The organism is Piscinibacter sp. PDB1-1 (genome assembly GCF_056675995.1).
Map to the genome: position 1 here is coordinate 145732 of NZ_JBWVZJ010000001.1, position 16849 is coordinate 162580.

The following is a 16849-nucleotide window of genomic DNA, read 5'->3' on the forward strand; positions in this document are numbered from 1 at the left end:
GCCGCGTCGGCTAGAATCCGCGGCTTCCGGAGAGGTGGATGAGCGGTTTAAGTCGCACGCCTGGAAAGCGTGTGTGGGTTAATAGCCCACCGCGGGTTCGAATCCCGCCCTCTCCGCCAGATCGAGCACAAGCCCGCAGCAGCGGGCTTTTTTTGTTGCTCGCTCGGTCATCGCGCGTGAGTCCGCTCGGGGCCCAACTCGCCCATGCAGCGCTTGCTGCCCAGCAAGACAAAGGGCGCCCGAAGGCGCCCTTTGAAGTTGGATACCTACGCTGGCTCAGCGAACCACGGCGATCTGCTCGCGCTTGTCACCCTTGTAGGTGTAGAGCGTCAGTGCACCGTTCTTGACGTCACCCTTCTCGTCGAACGAGATGGTGCCAGTCACGCCCTTGTAGTCAGCCGTCTTGGCCAGCTCAGGCAGGTACTTGGCCGGGTCGGCCGAATCCGCCTTGACCATGGCAGCCACCATCACGTTCAGCGCGTCGTACACGTACGGTGCGTAGATCTGAACGTCAGCGTTGAACTTGGTCTTGAACTTGGTCTTGAACTCTTCGAGGCCGGCCTTTTGCTCGCCTTCGACACCGCCCGCTTCAGCGCAGACCACTTGGCCGTCGGCCATCGCGCCACCGGCCAGCTTGGGCAGTTCGCCCGTGCAGATGCCGTCGCCACCCATGAACTTGGCCTTGATGCCGAGTTGCTTGGCCTGGCGAATCATCGGGCCGGCCACTGCGTCCATGCCGCCGTAGAACACGACATCAGGCTTGGACGCCTTGATGGCAGTCAGGATGGCGGTGAAGTCCGTGGCCTTGTCGGTGGTGAATTGACGTGCGCCAACCTTGCCGCCAGCGGCAACAACGCCCTTCTCGAACTCTTCGGCGACGCCTTGGCCATAGGCCGTGCGGTCGTCGATGACGGCGATCGACTTGCCCTTCAACTCGGTGATCGAGTACTTGCCCAGCGTGCCACCCAGATGCACGTCATCGGCCACCACGCGGAACGTGGTCTTGAAGCCCTGACGGGTGTACTTGGGGTTGGTTGCCGACGGCGAGATCTGCGGGATGCCGGCGTCGCTGTAGATCTTGGAGGCCGGGATGGTGGTACCTGAATTCAGGTGACCGATCACGCCGTTGACCTTGGAGTCGACCAGCTTCTGGGCGGCCGCGGTACCTTGCTTGGGGTCGCCTGCGTCGTCTTCGGCGATGAGTTCGAACTTCACCGTCTTGCCGCCGATGGTCACGCCCTTGGCGTTGAGTTCGTCGATCGCCATGCGCGCGCCGTTCTCGTTGTCCTTGCCAAGGTGGGCGATGGCGCCGCTGGTGGGGGCCACGTGGCCGATCTTGACGATGGCGGATTCGGGCGCTGCGGCCACGGGGGCGGCAGGTGCTGCGGGCGCTGCTGCGGCGGGCTCCTCTTTCTTGCCGCATGCCGACAACGCCAGCGCGACGGAGGCTGCGGCGGAGAGCGCGTAGATCGATCTCTTCATATCGTTTCCTTCAGGGTTGGGAAAACTAACTAGCAAAGCTTGTGCCGATGCTTGCTGCTCAAGCAGGCCGCCATGATCACGAATGCCGCAGGAGAAATCAAGACACGTTGTTGCTCATACGGCGCACCTTCAGCGTCCGAACGGCGTCAGCGCTTCTGCAGGCGATCGAGCTCGGCGGATACCGCCTTGGCCACCATCTCGCGCAGACTGCTGGCCAACTGGTTGCGCATCTCGCGCAGCAGGGTGTCGGTCGTGCGCGTGAGCACGGGCGTGAGCGCCTCGCGCAGGCGCTGCTCGAACATGAGGTCGAGCTGGCGGTCCAGATCGGCCAGCACGCGTTGGGCGACCGCTGCCTCGTCGAGCGTGGCCATGGCCACCGGCTCTAGCGCGCGCCTGGCTGCCGGCTGGGGATCGAAGGCCGCCGGTGCCGTGGCCGCGTAGGCCGCGTCCGAAACGGGGTCGAGAAGCGGCGACTCGTAACCGTCATCTTCCGGCGCTGCACTCTCGGGCAGCACCACCACCTCGGTGAGCACCGGAACGCTGCGCGGCGGCTGGGCTGTGGGCTTCATGCGGGCGCATCCTGCGCCACGTCGTGGCGCGCGATCGAGTAGCCGCGGTCGCTGTAGTGCTTCCAGCGCGCCCTGCCAGCCATGCGGTCGTCACCGTCGGCCGAGACCAGCTCGAACACTCGCTCGAACGTCTCGAACCCCTCGACAAGCTCGTCGCCCAGGTTGAGGAGCATTTCGTGGTGCGGCGCCTGGTTCACCCGCTCGGTGAGCCACACAGGCGTTGCCAGGAGCCGCGGGGCAATCGCCTGCCCGGGCTTGGCATGCAGGTGGGGCACGAAATCGAGTGGCTCGAAAGTCCATAACTGGCGGTCCAACGCCGCCAGGGTGGGTTCCGGTGCAGAAACGACCACCCGCGCCCCCTTGCGCACCGCCTTGCGCAACAGGCGGCACGCGTACCCGATGCGATCGGGCACGTTGAAGTGGAAACTGACCTCGGTCATGGCGCCTGGCGGCAGCTGCTGATCAACCCGCCTGCGACAGCACGAAGTGCGTCAGGAGCGGGACGGGGCGGCCTGTCGCACCCTTGCTCGCACCCGACTTCCAGGCCGTACCCGCGATGTCAATGTGCGCCCAGCGGTACTTGCTCGTGAAGCGCTTCAGGAACATGGCCGCCGTGATCGCGCCGCCCGGGCGCGGCCCCACGTTGCCCACGTCGGCAAAGTTGCTCTTCAGCCCTTCGGCGTATTCGTCATCGAGGGGCATGCGCCAGGCAGGGTCGAGTGCGGCCTGGCTGGCGGCCAGCAGATCCGCCGCCAAGGCGTCGTCCGGGGAGAACAGCCCGGAGTTGATGGCGCCGAGCGCAATCACGCACGCGCCGGTGAGCGTGGCCACATCGACCACCACGGCGGGCTTGAATCGCTCCACGTACGTGAGCGCATCGCACAGGATCAGGCGCCCTTCGGCGTCTGTATTCAGGATCTCTATCGTCTGGCCGGCCATGCTCGTGACCACGTCGCCGGGTTTGACGGAGCGACCGCTGGGCATGTTCTCGCAGGTCGGGATGACGCAGATCAGGTTGAGCTTTGGCTTGAGTTCGGCCACGGCCTTCAAGGTACCGAGCACGCTGGCTGCCCCGCCCATGTCGTACTTCATCTCGTCCATCTCGGCGGCCGGCTTGAGCGAGATACCGCCGGTGTCGAAGGTGATCCCCTTGCCCACCAGCACGATCGGAGCCTGCGCCTTGGTGGCGCCGGTATACCGCGCCACGATGAAACGCGGTGGCTCGTACGACCCCTGGGTGACCGCCAGGAAGGCGCCCATGCCGAGCTTCTCGATCTCCTTGCGATCGAGCACCTCGATTTTGAGTTGCTCGTAGTGCTTGCCGAGCTTCTTGGCCTGCTCGGCCAGGTGGCTTGGCGTGCAGACGTTGCCCGGCCGGTTGCCAAGCTCGCGCGCGAGCGCCACGCCGTCGGCGACGGCTTTCCCGCGGATCAGCCCGGCCTGGACAGCCTTGGCCTGAGCCCTGTTGCACAGCAAGGTCACTTGCGACAGGCCGGAGGCGGCAGGCGCGCTCGGCTTCGTGTGGCGATAGATGTAGGTGGCGTCGGCAGTTGCAGTGACAGCGGCCTCGGCGTACTGATCGTCGAGTTCGGAGCCACCGACCCCGGCGATGGCAACGCTCTTGGCGCCGCTCCCCTTGATCTGGTTGATGCCCTGCGTGACGGCCGCCTTGAATGCCTTGACCGTCGTGCCACCCGCTACAGCCACGAGCACGCGCGCAGCCTTCACGCCGGTCGGGCGATGAAGATACAAAGTGCGGCCGGCCTTGAGCACGAGATCACCGTGAGCCACGGCATCGTTCAGGGGGGCGGCGAGCTTCGCATCGAGCGACGCGTCGATCGCCTCGCCGGAGACCACGAGAACGAGCGCGTCAGCCGACTGTGTGGAGATGGCGCCGAGGGAAGAAACCTGATGTCGGAAGTCCATAATGCGGCCCATTCAAGAATCCAACGATGTTATTCGATTCCTCTCTGAGGCGAGACCTCTCGCGGACCTTCGGCGCCACGCTGGTCGTCATCCTGACGATCGTGCTGACGATGATGCTGATCCGCACCCTCGGCCAGGCCGCGCTCGGGCGAATCTCACCGCAGGATGTCGTCCTGTTGCTGGGCTACTTCGCGCTGGGGCACCTGCCCACGATGTTGACCTTGTCGCTCTTCATTTCGGTGGTCTCGACGATGAGCCGCATGTACCGCGACACCGAGATGGCCATCTGGTTTGCAAGCGGCGTGGGTCTCTCTCGCTTCGTGCGGCCCGTGCTCATGGTCAGCTGGCCGGTGCTGCTGGTGATCGCCCTGCTCGCGCTCTTCGTGTGGCCTTGGGTCAACCAGCGCAGCACCGAGATGCGCGAGCGATTCGAGCAGCGATCCGACCTGTCTCGCGTCGCGCCGGGACAGTTTCAGACTTCGCGTGACGGCCAACGCGTCTTCTTCATCGAACGCTCGACCGACGACGGCCGCGAGGGGCGCAACGTGTTCATCCTCACGAAACAGGGTGACGCGGAGTCCGTCACGTCTGCGCGCAGCGGCCACATCGAGAACACGCCCGAGGCGAGCTTTCTGGTGCTCGATCGCGGACAGCGCAATGAAGAAAACCTCAAGACGAACGAGAAGACCGTCGCGCGCTTTGAAACCTACCGCGTGCAGGCCGGGGAGCGCGCGCTGAGCAAGGTCGACAAGCTGCCGCCCAAGGCGCAGCGCACGATCGAGCTGCTGCGCGGCGCGGAGCCACGGGCCCAAGGTGAGCTGGCGTGGCGCCTCGGCCTGATGTTGGGTGCGGCCAACCTGCTGCTGCTGGGCATTGGCTTGTCGGCCTCCCAGCCCCGGCGCGCCAGCAACTGGAATCTGTTGTTCGCGCTGCTGGCGTTCGTCATCTACTACAACCTGATCAATCTCTCGCAGGCCTGGGTGGCCAACGGCAAGCTCGAGATGGGTGCCGCGCTGGTGCTCACCCACGGCAGCGCGTTCCTGCTCGCGCTGGGCCTCATATGGTGGCGAGAGAACGGCACCAACATCGCGCTGTGGCGCGGGTGGCCTCGCGTTACAAGGGCGGCCGCATGAAGACGGTCCGCCGCCTGCTCTATGCAGACATCGTCTCGGCCGTGGCGTTCGTCGCGATCGCTTTCCTCTCGCTCTTCTTCTTCATCGACTTCGTCGACGAGCTCGCGGACGTCGGCCAGAACTACTCTGCCCTGCACGCCGCTCTCTACTCCGTACTGGAGTTGCCGGGGCACCTCTACGAGCTGTTACCCATCGCCGTGCTGATCGGTGCGATCTACGCCCTCGCCCGGCTCGCGCAGTCGTCCGAGTTCACCATCTTGCGCACGGGCGGCCTCGCGCCCGGCCGTGCACTGGTGCTTCTTGCCGGGCTGGGCGTGGCCTTTGGCGTGATGACCTTCCTCGTGGGCGACTACCTTGCCCCGCTCAGCGAACGCACAGCGGCCCTCCTGCAAGCTCGCTTCAAGGGCGGCTTCAGCTTCGGTGAATCCGGCGCCTGGCTCAAGGACCGGGCCGTCACACCAGAGGGCGAGCGCTCGTACTCTGTCAATGTGGAACGCGCCTCGGCCGACGGCGAACTGCAGAACATCCGCATCTTCGAGTTCGACGAGAACGGCCGGCTGCTGCGTCGCATCGGTGCAGAAACGGGCCGCGTGGGCGCGAACGATGTCTGGAACCTGAGCAAGGTCAACATCACTGACTGGAGCCAGGCCGCCAGCTCGACCGATCGCGTGAATGTGACGGACCAGACCCTGGCCACCCACAACTGGGCGAGCACCCTGCGGCCAGGGGTGGTCGCCGCTGCGGTGCTGCCAGAGAACTCCATGTCCACGCTGGAGCTCTTCCGCTACATCACCCACCTGTCGGACAACGAACAGGCCGCGCAGCGCTACGAGATCAAGTTCTGGAAGCGCGCGCTCTACCCGCTGGCTTGCCTGGTGATGATGGGCCTGGCCCTGCCCTTCGCCTACCTGCACGGGCGCGCCGGTGGCGTGAGCCTCAAGGTTTTCGGCGGGATCATGCTGGGCATCAGTTTCGTGCTGCTCAACAACGTGGCGGCGCACATCGGTCTGCTGAAGGATTGGACGCCCTGGATCGTGGCTGCCACGCCGAGCCTGATCTATCTCGTGCTCTCCTTTGCGGCTTTCAGTTGGCTGGTGCGCTACCGATGAAACCACCGACGAGGCACGGCCTGCTCCTGTTCGCGCACGGCGCACGCGACCCGGCATGGAAGCAGCCCTTCGAGGCGGTTGCCGAGATCGTGCGCCGTCAGCGGCCCACGCTGCACGTCGAGCTGGCATTTCTCGAGTTCATGGCCCCGACACTGCCCGAGGCCTGCGAGCGCCTGGCCGCCGACCACTGCAACCAGGTCGACGTGGTGCCGCTGTTCCTGGGGTCGGGTGGCCACGTGCGCAAAGACCTGCCCCAACTCCTGGGGGAGATGGCACAGCGCCACCCGCGCGTCACCTGGCGATTGCAGCCGGCCATCGGAGAGGTACCCAGCGTCATCGACGCCATGGCGCAGGCCACCGTGACGATGGCCATTCAGAGCGCGGCTTCAGACACAAAGTGAAATAATCCGGGCAGTTCACATACTGCTTTGGAATATGAACCTGCACCAGTTTCGGTTTGTCCAAGAGGCGGTTCGGCGCGACCTGAATCTCACGGAAACCGCCAAGGCCCTGTTTACCTCGCAGCCCGGCATCTCCAAGGCCATCCTGGAGCTCGAAGGCGAACTCGGCGTCGACATCTTCGCGCGGCACGGCAAGCGCCTGCGTCGCGTCACCGAACCGGGCATGCACGTGCTCAAGTCGATCGAGATCATCATGCGCGAGGTTGGCAACCTGAAGCGCATCGGCGAAGAGTTCTCGAAGCAGGACAGCGGCACTCTATCCATTGCCACCACGCACAGCCAGGCACGCTACTTTCTGCCAGAGCCGCTCGCGCAACTCAGGAAGCGCTTCCCCAAGGTCAACATCAGCCTGCATCAGGGCTCCCCGGCGCAGGTTGCGCAGATGCTGCTTGAAGAAGTGGCGGACATCGGCATCGCCACCGAGGCCATCGGCGACGTGGATGAACTCGTCTCCCTGCCCTGCTATGAGTGGCAGCACGCGCTGGTGATGCCGGCCGGCCACCCCTTGGCGCAGGTCGAACGGGTCTCGCTCGAAGACCTGGCGCGCGAGCCACTGGTGTCGTACCACCCGTCGTTCAGCGGTCGCACGCGCGTCGACGAAGCCTTTGCCGCGCGGCGGCTGAAGCCGAACATCGTGCTCGAAGCCATCGACGCCGACGTGATCAAGACCTACGTGCGCCTCGGCCTGGGCGTGGGCATCGTGGCCGAGATCTCCGTTCGAGACGACCCGCCAGGAGGCGACCTGGTGTCGCGCCCCGTCGGCTACCTCTTCGGGCAGAGCATCACCCGCGTGGCGTTCAAGCGCGGCGCGTACTTGCGCAACTTCGTCTACGCCTTTGCAGAGATGCTGTCCGATCGACTCTCGCGAGCCCTCATCACGCGTGCGCTGAGCGGCGACTCCAACGACTACCAGCTTTGACCTGAGCCCGATGAGCACCACGTACGCACCGCCCGCCCTGACGAGCCGCTTGCCCCAGGTGGGCACGACCATCTTCACCGTGATGTCGGCCCTGGCCCAGCAACACGGCGCCGTGAACCTGGGCCAAGGTTTCCCCGACTTCGATTGCGACCCGCGTCTGCTCGATGCGGTCAACGCCGCCATGCGCCGCGGGCTGAACCAGTACCCACCCATGGCGGGCGCCGTGCCGTTGCGCGAGGCAGTAGCCGCCAAGATCGCGGCGCTCTACGGCCACAGCTACGACCCGGGTAGCGAGATCACGATCACGGCCGGCGCCACGCAGGCGATCTTGACCGCGATCCTCGCCATCGTGCACCCGGGCGACGAGGTCATCGTGCTCGATCCCTGCTACGACAGCTACGAGCCGAACATCGAACTCGCGGGTGGCAAGGCAGTGCACGTGCCGCTCGTGCCGCGCAGTTTCCGGCCCGACTTCGATCGCATCGCCGCCGCGATCAACCCGCGCACTCGGGCCATCCTGATCAACACGCCGCACAACCCGAGCGCCACGATCTGGAGTGAGGCCGACATGCAGCGCCTGGCTGCGCTCCTGCGGCCGACGAACGTCATCGTGATCGCCGACGAGGTCTACGAGCACATGGTGTTCGATGGGCAGCGGCACGAAAGCGTGTCACGCCACCCCGAACTGGCGGCGCGCAGCTTTGTGGTGTCGAGCTTCGGCAAGACCTTTCACGTGACCGGCTGGAAGGTGGGCTACGTGGCGGCGCCGGCTCCGCTCATGGTGGAGTTCCGCAAGGTGCATCAGTTCAACGTCTTCACCGTCAACACGCCGATGCAGCATGCGCTGGCGGACTACATGGCAGACCCTCAGCCCTACATGGGGCTGCCTGCGTTCTATCAACGCAAGCGCGACCTGTTTCGCTCCGGTCTGGCATCGACCAAGCTGCAACTGCTGCCCAGCGCCGGCAGCTACTTCCAGAGCGTGGACTACTCGGCCGTGAGCGACCTGCCCGAGGAAGAGTTCTGCCGTTGGTTGATCACCGAGGTGGGCGTGGCCGCCATTCCGCTGTCGGCGTTCTATCAGGGCGGCTTCGACCAGAAACTCGCTCGCTTTTGCTTTGCCAAGAAAGACGAGACGCTCGAGCTGGCGCTGAACCGCCTCAACGCCCGGTTTTCTTGAGGTCGTCGGCGCGATCTTCCAGCGTGAAGAGTGGCGGCCGATCGGTCGATACGTCGAGATCGAGCGAGAACGGCACGAAGCCCGAAGCCGTCGCGCCGGTCGGCGCTGAACTGGTCATCCCTGCACCACCTGGCGAGGGAGACAGGTTGCTGAAGGTCGCCGACAGTCCCGAGTCGTCGAAAGGCAGCAGGAGGTCGACACCGCCCTCCCCGGCACCGTGCTCCGCCAGATCGCGCGCAATGCCATACAGGAATAGCAATTCGCGGTAGGCGGGCACTTCGAATGTCGGGCCGGCATCCCGGCGGAAGAGCGCCGTATCGAGCAACTCCATCGCTCGCGAAGGAGCCTGCCAGGCCTTCTCGATGCGGCTCATCACCTCGGGATAGTCGTCGAGCTTGAGGCCCGCGTCTGGGTCCACGCCCCATTCGGGCGCATAGGCATTGAAGCGGCGGTTGAAGCGCTCCCGCATGCGGTCGTACGGCTCTCGTTCGTCGCGCCGGCGGTAGATCTCGAGCAACTTCAAGTAGGGCAAGGGGCTCACGCCGCCAGTGCTGCGTACGTGCCCCATCAGCAAGTCAATGGCCGCATCGTCCTGCCCCAGCACGACGAAGAATTCAGCCTGTTGCTCCAGGTCGATCAGCTCTTCTGCCGACATGGGCCGGCGGGGCTCGTCTGCTGACTCCGACGCCGAAGTGGGCGGGGTCGCGATGCTCGTCGAAGGGGCCAATGGCGCGAACAATGGCGGAGATGCCTCCGGCCGAGGGGGCGGCATCGGTGCCGAGGGCATGGGCTGCGGCTCTGAGAGATCCGGGATGTCCAGCTCGCCGCCGCCACGGGTCGACTGGCGAGACGCCGGCGCGCCGGCCGTTTGCGGCGCCCACCAGCCGGCCGCCATGCGATCGCGGCGGCGCAACCACCACATGCCGGCGAGGCCAGCGGCCAGCACGGCGCACAGCAGGGTCAGCAGGTAGACCAAGGGGTTGGCGTAGCGGCCAGCGTCTGCCTCGCGCAGGCGGAGCTGCATGTCGGCCAGGGCATTCTGCGTGGCCTCGCTCTCGCTGCGAAGCTTGAGCAGCGTCGCCTCCATCGATTTGAGACGCTCCAGCTCATGCTGGCGTTCTTGGGTTTCGGGGTCGACGAAGCGCGGGGCGCTGCCACTGGCGGGCGGCGGCTCGCTGAGCTTGGTCGCAAGCTTCAGCGAGGGGAAGATCAAGGCATCGGACTCCGCCGGATCGAGCTTGAGCACCGGTCCGGCGGGGGGCTTGCCTCCGGCGGCGTCACTCTTGCCTGCGCGCGCAGCCGGGGTCGCCTTGCGGCCCGATTCCGCACGGCTGGCAGGGCGGCTGGCCCGGCCTGCCGCAGGACGCGTTGGCGAAGCAGCGGCCACGATGCCGCTGACCGGTGTGTCGGCCCGTTCACTCGACCACGCGCCATCGGCACCGCCTGGTGGCGGCTCGGCGACGGCAGCACGCGCGGGCGGGTCGGCAAACACTGGGAAGGTGCCCGACAGGGTAGAGGCACAGCCTATGTGCACCACCACGTTGAGGACAGGCTCATCGACCGCGACGGAAGTCGTGACCTTGACGCGCCGCTCACCGCTGGTGGCCGCGGTTTCGATGCGGGCCTGCACTTGCGCATCGGCCAGCTGCCGATCGCCGAAGCTCACCTCGGCCTTGACGCAACGGGGTTCGACGCTCTCGCTGGCATCCAGCCTGAGCCCGACCGTGAGGTTGAGCGGCTGACCCAGCGTGGTATTGGAGCTGACCTTGCCAAAACCCACCGCCATCGCATCGCCCATGCCCAAACCAAGAGCAAGGATGAGGGTGAGCGAGGTCTGAAATCGCGTCATTCGGCGGGTTGGAAGGAAGCGTTTCACTCTAGCACGCGGCCTCGGTTTTCAGAGGTGCCGCCCTGGCACAAACACGAGCAAGCATGCTGCATGACACAATCTGCGAACCCCCGTTGCGCGCGCCCTGCCCCTCGCCCATGCCTTCTGAATTGCACGCCGAACGACGCGACAGCACGCTGATCCTGAGCATCAGCGACGCGACCTCACGCAACGCGCTTTCCGAGCAAGTGTTCGCAGCCGGGATCGAGGCCCTCGGAGTGGCCGAAACCGACGCCGAGATTCGCTGCGTGATCCTGCGAGGCGATGGCGAGCACTTCAGTGTCGGCGGCGATCTGCATCAGATCAAGTCGCGGCGCGAGGCCGACCCCTCGGTGCAGGACGGCATGCTCCGGCACTTCCACGATTTCGTCGAAGTGCTGCGTGTGTTCCCCAAACCCGTGATCGCCGCTGTCGAAGGCGCCGCTGCCGGGGGTGGCTTCTCGCTGGCGCTGGCGTGCGACATGATCGTTGCCGCGGACACCGCCAAGTTCGTCATGGCCTACGGGCGCATCGGCTTGTCGCCAGACGGCGGCGCGAGCTGGCAACTCATGCAGCGCCTGCCTCGAAACCTCGCGCTCCAGTTGCTGTGGCTGGCGGAACCGATCTCTGCTCAACAACTCCATACACATGGCATCGTCAACTGGGTCACCTCGACCGGGCAGGCGCTGGCCAAGGCGATCGAGGTGGGTGAACGCCTGAGGGACTGTGCGCCCAATGTCATCGCCAGCGTCAAGGACTTGGTGAACCAATGGCCCGCACACAGCCTGTCCGAGCAACTCGATGCGGAGCGCGTTCACTTCCTCGAGAACTTCTTCAACACCCACTGCGGCGAGGGCCTGCAATCCTTTCTGGACAAGCGGCCTCCTCGCTTCGTTTGACGGTCGGCCGGTCATTCGCCTGTCGCATCTGAGACCCACCATGAGCAACCCCGTTCTTACAATCGAAGAGCAGTCCAACATCGAGTCAGGCGCGTGGTTCTCGAAGCTCTCACAGCCCTTGCGCGAAGCCATTCTGTCGAGGTCGCATGTGCGTCGCCTCGCAGATGGCGCGATGCTGTCCTCGCGTGGCGCGGCACCCGATTCGTGGTGTGGCGTGGCCAAGGGAGCGGTGCGTGTGAGCTCGGTGTCGCTCTCCGGCAAGGAGATCGTGCTGACCTATGTAGAGCCGGGCGTCTGGTTCGGCGACATCTCACTGTTCGACAGTTTCCCGCGCACGCACGACTCCAACGCTCACGGCGAAACCACCTTGCTCGTGGTGCGCAAGGCCGACTTCCACGAGTTGCTGGCGCAGCATGTCGAGCTCTACGAGGCGCTCTTGCGCCTGAACTGCCGGCGCCTTCGTCTTATGTTCGACATGATCGAAGACCTCAACACCCGCCCGCTCTCGGCGCGGCTGGCCAAACAGATCCTGCTGCTGGCGCGCGGCTACGGCGTCAAGCAAGGCGACGAGACGCGCATCGGCCTTCAACTCGCGCAGGAAGATCTGGCACAGCTGCTCGGCGCCTCGCGCCAGCGTGTCAATCAGGAGCTCAAGGGCTTCGAGCGCGAGGGTGCACTGCGCATCGAACCCACGCGGCTCGTGGTGATCTCCAAAGAAAAGCTGCTGGCACTCGCCGAGCGCTGACCCTCCCGATTCGGTCTTCCACTCGAGGCGCGGCGCGAACCACTTCGCGCCGCGCTGGCTGAGCTCACTCCGCGTTCCAACTGAAGGAGATCATGATGGACTTTTCCTACTCGCCTCGCACGCAGGAACTCCAGAGCAAGCTGCTGCGCTTCATGGAGGAGCACATCTACCCGGCCGAAGCACGCTACGCCGCCGAGATCGAAGCCAACACCCAGGCTGGCAAACGCTGGACGCCGCTGCAGACCATCGAAGACCTGAAGCTCAAGGCGCGAGCCCAGGGGCTGTGGAATCTGTTCTTGCCCCCGAGCGCCGACGGCTCTGCGCGCGAAGCGGAGTACGGCCCCGGCCTGAGCAACCAGGAGTACGCGCCCTTGGCCGAAATCATGGGCCGCGTGATGTGGTCGAGCGAGGTGTTCAACTGCTCGGCACCAGACACCGGCAACATGGAAACCATCATTCGGTACGGCACACCCGAGCACAAGCGGCGCTGGGTCGAGCCGCTGCTCGACGGCAAGATCCGCAGCGCGTTTGCCATGACGGAACCCGCGGTCGCCTCGTCCGACGCCACCAACATCGAAGCTCGCATCGAGCGCCATGGCGACGACTATGTCATCAATGGCCGCAAATGGTGGATATCCGGTGCAGGCGATCCGCGGTGCGCGATCTACATCTTCATGGGCAAGACCGACCCCACGGCGCCCAAGCACAGCCAACAGTCCATGGTGCTGGTGCCGGCCGACACCAAAGGCATCACGGTGAAACGCGCCTTGCCTGTCTTCGGCTACGACGACGCGCCGCACGGTCACTGCGAGATTGATTTCAAGGACGTCCGCGTCCCAGTGAGCAACATCCTCCTCGGCGAAGGCCGCGGCTTCGAGATCGCCCAGGGCCGCCTTGGGCCAGGCCGCATTCACCACTGCATGCGCCTGATCGGCCTGGCCGAACGCGCGCTCGAATTGATGTGCAAGCGTGCATCTTCACGGGTGGCTTTCGGCCGCACCTTGGCCGAACAAGGCGTCACACGCGAGCGCATCGCCGAGGCCCGCTGCATGATCGAGCAGGCACGCCTGCTGACGCTCAAAGCCGCCTGGCTGATGGACGTCGCCGGCAACAAGACTGCCAAGACCGAGATCGCGATGATCAAAGTGGTGGCTCCCAGCATGGCCTGCCAGGTCATCGACTGGGCGATGCAGGTTCACGGCGGGGGTGGCGTGTCGGACGACTTCCCGCTCGCCTACTTCTATGCGATGGCTCGCACGTTGCGGTATGCCGATGGCCCGGACGAAGTCCACCGCAACGCCATCGCCAAGATGGAGCTCGGGCGCTACGCCTGATATCCCGAGTCCAAGTGGCTCAGCGCCGCTTGGACTCTTCGGCGTCGAGTTGGTTTTGCCAAGCGGTTGAACCGGTCGATGACCAGTCACCGCCTTTCTCGTTGCCGAGGTTCGCCACCCGCAGGGCCTGCAAAACAGCCGTCTCGAACACGCCGATGGCCGCGCCGATGTGCCTCACATCCGGGTCGGCAAGCTGAAGGCGCAAGTAGGCGCGCCCGCGCAGCAGCATCAACACGAAAGGAGGCTCGTGCCGCAGAAAACCCTGCGAGGCGGCTTCCATCTGATGCGCCAAGGCGCCTTCGACCCAGGCAGCCGCCTCGCCCGGCACGTTTCCCAGAAGGCCGAAACGCATGCGCAAGTCTTTGGACGCGCTGTATGGCACCTTGGGGAACATGGCGAGCCAGCGCATCTCTTCGGGAGTCGCACCATCGATGATGGTCTGCGTGCTTTCGGTGTAGCGCTCGAAGGTCTGGCGCTCCAGCGTCTCGAGCAGCGGCTGCGAGATCAGCAGCATCTGCAGGTTCGGCGACAGCCCCAATTCCATGCGCAGGCGCAACTCGTTGCCCTCGATGTAGCTGCGCTGCGGCGGGCCCCATTCGAGCCGCCAGGGCTTGCTCTCCATGCCGCCGATGAGAGCGAAGCCGTTCCCTTCGGACTCGCGCTTGAAACCGAGCTTGTGGCGCTTGGCCCATTCAGACACTTCACGCCAATCGGGGCCGGGTGGCGGCCGCGAGATCAGCTTCTTGAAAGCGTCAAGCATCTTGGGTTCGCATCAACTAGAGTGGCACACACGGCAGGTGCCGCGTCGACAGGAGTACAAGGCGATGATCGAAGTGTATTCGTGGCCCACGCCCAACGGCCACAAGGTTCACATCATGCTCGAAGAATGTGGGCTCGCCTACCGAGCCCACCCCGTGAACATCGGGACCGGGGACCAGTTCAAACCGGAGTTCCTGGCTATCAGCCCGAACAACAAGATCCCCGCGATCGTGGACCCTGAGGGCCCCGAGGGACAACCGATCTCGATGTTCGAGTCGGGCGCGATCCTGCTTTACCTTGCTGGCAAGACGGGCATGTTCCTGCCTCAGTCCGTCACCGAGCGCTATCAGATGCTCGAGTGGCTGATGTTCCAGATGGGCGGTGTGGGCCCCATGCTCGGCCAGGCGCATCACTTCCGCATCTACGCGCCGGAGAAGATCGAGTACGCCATCAACCGCTACACCAACGAGGCCAAACGGCTGTACGGCGTGATGGACAAGCGCCTGTCCAAGAGCAAGTACATCGCCGGGCCGCAGTACACGATTGCCGACATCGCCATCTTCCCGTGGCTTCGCTCCTGGAAGAACCAGGGCATTGACTGGAACGACTACCCGCACCTCAAGGGCTGGTTCGATGAGATCTCTGCACGCCCCGCCGTGAAACGCGGCGTGGAGGTTCTCGCTGACCTGCGCAAGCCACTTGTAGACACCCAGGCCCGTGACGCGCTCTTTGGCGCCCAGCAGTACGAGCGCCGCTGAACGGCCCAAGGGCCCCCGAACCGAGGTGCGCGCAGTGGCCTTGGGCCCCGTCAATCGCGGCAAAATGCACGCTTTCAGCCACTCGGGTCCTGAATTCAGCCTGCCGCGATGAACCTGAACGAACCGCTTCAGCCGTCTGCACACCTGCCCGTGGGCGCAGGGCGCGCGATCGCGGTCGGCGCCACGCTCGAAGACTTCCAGGTCACGCAGGTACTGGGGCTCACGCGCGCCAGCGCCCTCTATCTCGCAACCCGTGGGTCCGATGGCGGCAAGGTCGTCATCAAGGAGTACCTGCCATCCGCCATCGCCGACCGTAGCGCTGACGGCCAGGTGCGCCTGCTCGACCCGTCGCACTCACTCTCCTTCCAGCGTGGGCTGGAGTCGTTCGCGGCCGAAGCGCTCACCCTGTCGCAGTTTGATCATCCCAGTCTGCTTCGGGTGAACTGCATCTGGGAAGGCAACGGAACGATCTACCGGGCGATGCCGTACCTGACGGGCACGCACCTCATGGCTTGGCGAGTACGTGCTGATGGCCCCGCGAACCAGGAGCAATTGCTGGTGCTGATGGAGGCTCTGCTGAGCGCCCTGCGCCCGCTTCATGGCGCCGGCCTGGGGCACCTGCGCGTCGACCCCGGCAATATCGTGATGACAGACGACGCGCAGCCCGTGCTGATGGACTTCGATTCTGTGCACCAGGCTGTGGCAAGCGACGTTCGTCAGCCCTACATGGACGCGTACGCCAATCCGGCCAGAAAGCAAAAACAAGCCGATGACCTGTACAGCGTGGCCGCGGTGCTGCACTTCGCCATCAGCTGCGAGTGGCACCCCGCCGCGGCTAGGTACACACCGCTTGCGGACGTGCTCGCACGCCTGAAGGACAAGACATCGGTGCTCGGCTACCAGCCTGAGTTCCTGGGTGCGATCGACGCCATCCTCGCGCTTCCGCCCGCGGATCGCCCCCAGAACGAAGCGGCTTTTCGCGCCCTGTTCGAGCACAAGCCCGCCGTGGACGCACCCGCGACGAGCGAACAAGCTCAGCAGCAGCCGCCAAAGACAGCCGAACCGCCGAGGCATCCGCGCCCGGAAGCTCAGAAGAGCCAGCCGCCGGCAGTCAATGCCTCTGAGAGCGTGTTGGCGCTGCTGGCGAAGTTCGACAACCGGCCTTCGGATGGCATCGACGACATCGAGCCGTTTCAGCCCCCGCCTCTGCCAACACTGACCGACGAGGCCGAGCCGGCCCTGCCCCCGTTGCGCGAAAACCCGTTCGACACGATCGAGACGAATGACATGCGTGCACAAGAGGAAAGGGAAGCGTCCGCCACGTATACGCCATTGCCCTACCGCCCGATGCCGACGACGCGGGTCAACCGCTGGCACCGAATCAGGCTGATCGCCGGCCTATGCGCTGGTACAGCGCTGTGCATTGGCGCGCTCGGCTGGGTCTTGCTCAGCTGAGCACCAGCGAAAGGCAGAGGGGCGAAAGGACAGAGGCTGGCCTGCCCGGAGGGACTCGAACCCCCGACCTGCTGCTTAGAAGGCAGCTGCTCTATCCAGTTGAGCTACGGGCAGTGCGGGGGATGGCCAAGAGAAGATATTGGTCGGAGCGGCGGGATTCGAACTCGCGACCTACTGGTCCCAAACCAGTTGCGCTACCAGGCTGCGCTACGCTCCGATCAGCCGCGCATTGTACTCAGAAGCGGGCCGCTTC

16 protein-coding genes and 3 tRNA genes are annotated in these 16849 nt (G+C 65.1%); 11 read left to right on the plus strand and 8 right to left on the minus strand.

The annotated features are described in order from the left end of the window. Positions 1-28 precede the first annotated feature (28 nt). Positions 29-119: transfer RNA gene (locus AC1KAR_RS00645), tRNA-Ser, on the plus strand. A 157-nt stretch (positions 120-276) separates the two neighbouring features. On the opposite strand, the gene AC1KAR_RS00650 is transcribed toward AC1KAR_RS00645, so the two are convergent. The 4 genes from AC1KAR_RS00650 to AC1KAR_RS00665 form a co-directional block, all read right to left on the minus strand. Further along, on the minus strand, positions 277-1482 hold the full coding sequence (locus tag AC1KAR_RS00650; protein WP_480313723.1) for a branched-chain amino acid ABC transporter substrate-binding protein: 1206 nt from the start codon (positions 1480-1482) through the stop codon (positions 277-279). A gap of 146 nt (positions 1483-1628) precedes the next feature. Beyond that, complete coding sequence (locus tag AC1KAR_RS00655) at positions 1629-2051, minus strand: hypothetical protein (protein ID WP_480313725.1); 423 nt, start codon at positions 2049-2051, stop codon at positions 1629-1631. Further along, on the minus strand, positions 2048-2491 hold the full coding sequence (locus tag AC1KAR_RS00660) for a DNA polymerase III subunit chi (RefSeq protein ID WP_480313727.1): 444 nt from the start codon (positions 2489-2491) through the stop codon (positions 2048-2050). Before AC1KAR_RS00660 ends, AC1KAR_RS00655 begins: the two co-directional genes overlap by 4 nt. 22 nt (positions 2492-2513) lie before the next feature. Beyond that, entirely contained in the window at positions 2514-3977 is a 1464-nt protein-coding gene (locus AC1KAR_RS00665; protein WP_480317699.1) for a leucyl aminopeptidase, read from the minus strand. Positions 3978-4003: 26 nt separating this feature from the next. Here AC1KAR_RS00665 and lptF point away from each other — a divergent pair, with 26 nt between their 5' ends. From lptF to AC1KAR_RS00690, 5 genes are read left to right on the plus strand one after another with little or no spacing between them, the layout of a single operon-like run. After that, a complete protein-coding gene (lptF, locus tag AC1KAR_RS00670; RefSeq protein ID WP_480313729.1) occupies positions 4004-5110 on the plus strand; it encodes an LPS export ABC transporter permease LptF in 1107 nt (368 codons plus the stop codon). Then, positions 5107-6219, plus strand: a complete 1113-nt coding sequence (gene lptG / locus AC1KAR_RS00675) for an LPS export ABC transporter permease LptG (RefSeq protein ID WP_480313731.1) — start codon at positions 5107-5109, stop codon at positions 6217-6219. The genes lptF and lptG overlap by 4 nt, the downstream gene beginning before the upstream one ends. Further along, positions 6216-6620, plus strand: a complete 405-nt coding sequence (locus AC1KAR_RS00680; RefSeq protein WP_480313733.1) for a sirohydrochlorin chelatase — start codon at positions 6216-6218, stop codon at positions 6618-6620. Before lptG ends, AC1KAR_RS00680 begins: the two co-directional genes overlap by 4 nt. A 34-nt stretch (positions 6621-6654) precedes the next feature. Next, positions 6655-7599, plus strand: coding sequence for a CysB family HTH-type transcriptional regulator (locus AC1KAR_RS00685; RefSeq protein ID WP_480313735.1), 945 nt, complete (start codon positions 6655-6657; stop codon positions 7597-7599). A 10-nt stretch (positions 7600-7609) separates the two neighbouring features. Continuing rightward, on the plus strand, positions 7610-8779 hold the full coding sequence (locus tag AC1KAR_RS00690; RefSeq protein WP_480313737.1) for a pyridoxal phosphate-dependent aminotransferase: 1170 nt from the start codon (positions 7610-7612) through the stop codon (positions 8777-8779). Here the strand turns inward: AC1KAR_RS00690 and AC1KAR_RS00695 are convergent. Continuing rightward, on the minus strand, positions 8760-10628 hold the full coding sequence (locus tag AC1KAR_RS00695; protein WP_480313739.1) for a type IV pilus assembly protein FimV: 1869 nt from the start codon (positions 10626-10628) through the stop codon (positions 8760-8762). The two genes, AC1KAR_RS00690 and AC1KAR_RS00695, sit on opposite strands and share 20 nt — an antisense overlap. A 137-nt stretch (positions 10629-10765) precedes the next feature. Here AC1KAR_RS00695 and AC1KAR_RS00700 point away from each other — a divergent pair, with 137 nt between their 5' ends. From AC1KAR_RS00700 to AC1KAR_RS00710, 3 genes are all read left to right on the plus strand, one after another. Then, entirely contained in the window at positions 10766-11545 is a 780-nt protein-coding gene (locus AC1KAR_RS00700) for an oxepin-CoA hydrolase, alternative type (RefSeq protein WP_480313741.1), read from the plus strand. A gap of 40 nt (positions 11546-11585) precedes the next feature. Then, positions 11586-12290, plus strand: coding sequence for a Crp/Fnr family transcriptional regulator (locus AC1KAR_RS00705; RefSeq protein ID WP_480313743.1), 705 nt, complete (start codon positions 11586-11588; stop codon positions 12288-12290). Positions 12291-12385: 95 nt separating this feature from the next. Beyond that, the gene (locus tag AC1KAR_RS00710) at positions 12386-13624 is read left to right on the plus strand and encodes an acyl-CoA dehydrogenase family protein (protein ID WP_480313745.1); all 1239 of its coding nucleotides are present in this window, start codon (positions 12386-12388) and stop codon (positions 13622-13624) included. Positions 13625-13643: 19 nt separating this feature from the next. Here AC1KAR_RS00710 and AC1KAR_RS00715 read toward each other — a convergent pair whose 3' ends face one another. Continuing rightward, positions 13644-14384 (minus strand): hypothetical protein, encoded by a 741-nt coding sequence (locus AC1KAR_RS00715; RefSeq protein ID WP_480313747.1) that lies wholly within the window; start codon positions 14382-14384, stop codon positions 13644-13646. Positions 14385-14448: 64 nt separating this feature from the next. Here AC1KAR_RS00715 and AC1KAR_RS00720 point away from each other — a divergent pair, with 64 nt between their 5' ends. Together AC1KAR_RS00720 and AC1KAR_RS00725 are read left to right on the plus strand one after the other, a co-directional pair. Beyond that, on the plus strand, positions 14449-15141 hold the full coding sequence (locus AC1KAR_RS00720; protein ID WP_480313749.1) for a glutathione binding-like protein: 693 nt from the start codon (positions 14449-14451) through the stop codon (positions 15139-15141). 150 nt (positions 15142-15291) lie between these two features. Continuing rightward, positions 15292-16596, plus strand: a complete 1305-nt coding sequence (locus AC1KAR_RS00725; protein ID WP_480313751.1) for a serine/threonine protein kinase — start codon at positions 15292-15294, stop codon at positions 16594-16596. Between the two features lie 37 nt (positions 16597-16633). On the opposite strand, the gene AC1KAR_RS00730 is transcribed toward AC1KAR_RS00725, so the two are convergent. After that, positions 16634-16710, minus strand: a tRNA-Arg gene (locus AC1KAR_RS00730). 26 nt (positions 16711-16736) lie between these two features. Continuing rightward, positions 16737-16813 (minus strand) — tRNA-Pro (locus AC1KAR_RS00735). Between the last annotated feature and the right edge of the window lie 36 nt (positions 16814-16849).

What these genes read in the sequence shown, in the direction of transcription:
- AC1KAR_RS00650 (WP_480313723.1), bottom strand. Translation starts at nt 1,482, where the DNA reads ATGAAGAGATCGATCTACGCGCTCTCCGCCGCAGCCTCCGTCGCGCTG.
- AC1KAR_RS00685 (WP_480313735.1), top strand. Translation starts at nt 6,655, where the DNA reads ATGAACCTGCACCAGTTTCGGTTTGTCCAAGAGGCGGTTCGGCGCGAC.
- AC1KAR_RS00680 (WP_480313733.1), top strand. Translation starts at nt 6,216, where the DNA reads ATGAAACCACCGACGAGGCACGGCCTGCTCCTGTTCGCGCACGGCGCA.
- AC1KAR_RS00660 (WP_480313727.1), bottom strand. Translation starts at nt 2,491, where the DNA reads ATGACCGAGGTCAGTTTCCACTTCAACGTGCCCGATCGCATCGGGTAC.
- AC1KAR_RS00720 (WP_480313749.1), top strand. Translation starts at nt 14,449, where the DNA reads ATGATCGAAGTGTATTCGTGGCCCACGCCCAACGGCCACAAGGTTCAC.
- AC1KAR_RS00690 (WP_480313737.1), top strand. Translation starts at nt 7,610, where the DNA reads ATGAGCACCACGTACGCACCGCCCGCCCTGACGAGCCGCTTGCCCCAG.
- AC1KAR_RS00715 (WP_480313747.1), bottom strand. Translation starts at nt 14,384, where the DNA reads ATGCTTGACGCTTTCAAGAAGCTGATCTCGCGGCCGCCACCCGGCCCC.
- AC1KAR_RS00705 (WP_480313743.1), top strand. Translation starts at nt 11,586, where the DNA reads ATGAGCAACCCCGTTCTTACAATCGAAGAGCAGTCCAACATCGAGTCA.
- AC1KAR_RS00710 (WP_480313745.1), top strand. Translation starts at nt 12,386, where the DNA reads ATGGACTTTTCCTACTCGCCTCGCACGCAGGAACTCCAGAGCAAGCTG.
- lptF (WP_480313729.1), top strand. Translation starts at nt 4,004, where the DNA reads ATGTTATTCGATTCCTCTCTGAGGCGAGACCTCTCGCGGACCTTCGGC.
- lptG (WP_480313731.1), top strand. Translation starts at nt 5,107, where the DNA reads ATGAAGACGGTCCGCCGCCTGCTCTATGCAGACATCGTCTCGGCCGTG.
- AC1KAR_RS00695 (WP_480313739.1), bottom strand. Translation starts at nt 10,628, where the DNA reads ATGACGCGATTTCAGACCTCGCTCACCCTCATCCTTGCTCTTGGTTTG.
- AC1KAR_RS00665 (WP_480317699.1), bottom strand. Translation starts at nt 3,977, where the DNA reads ATGGACTTCCGACATCAGGTTTCTTCCCTCGGCGCCATCTCCACACAG.
- AC1KAR_RS00655 (WP_480313725.1), bottom strand. Translation starts at nt 2,051, where the DNA reads ATGAAGCCCACAGCCCAGCCGCCGCGCAGCGTTCCGGTGCTCACCGAG.
- AC1KAR_RS00700 (WP_480313741.1), top strand. Translation starts at nt 10,766, where the DNA reads ATGCCTTCTGAATTGCACGCCGAACGACGCGACAGCACGCTGATCCTG.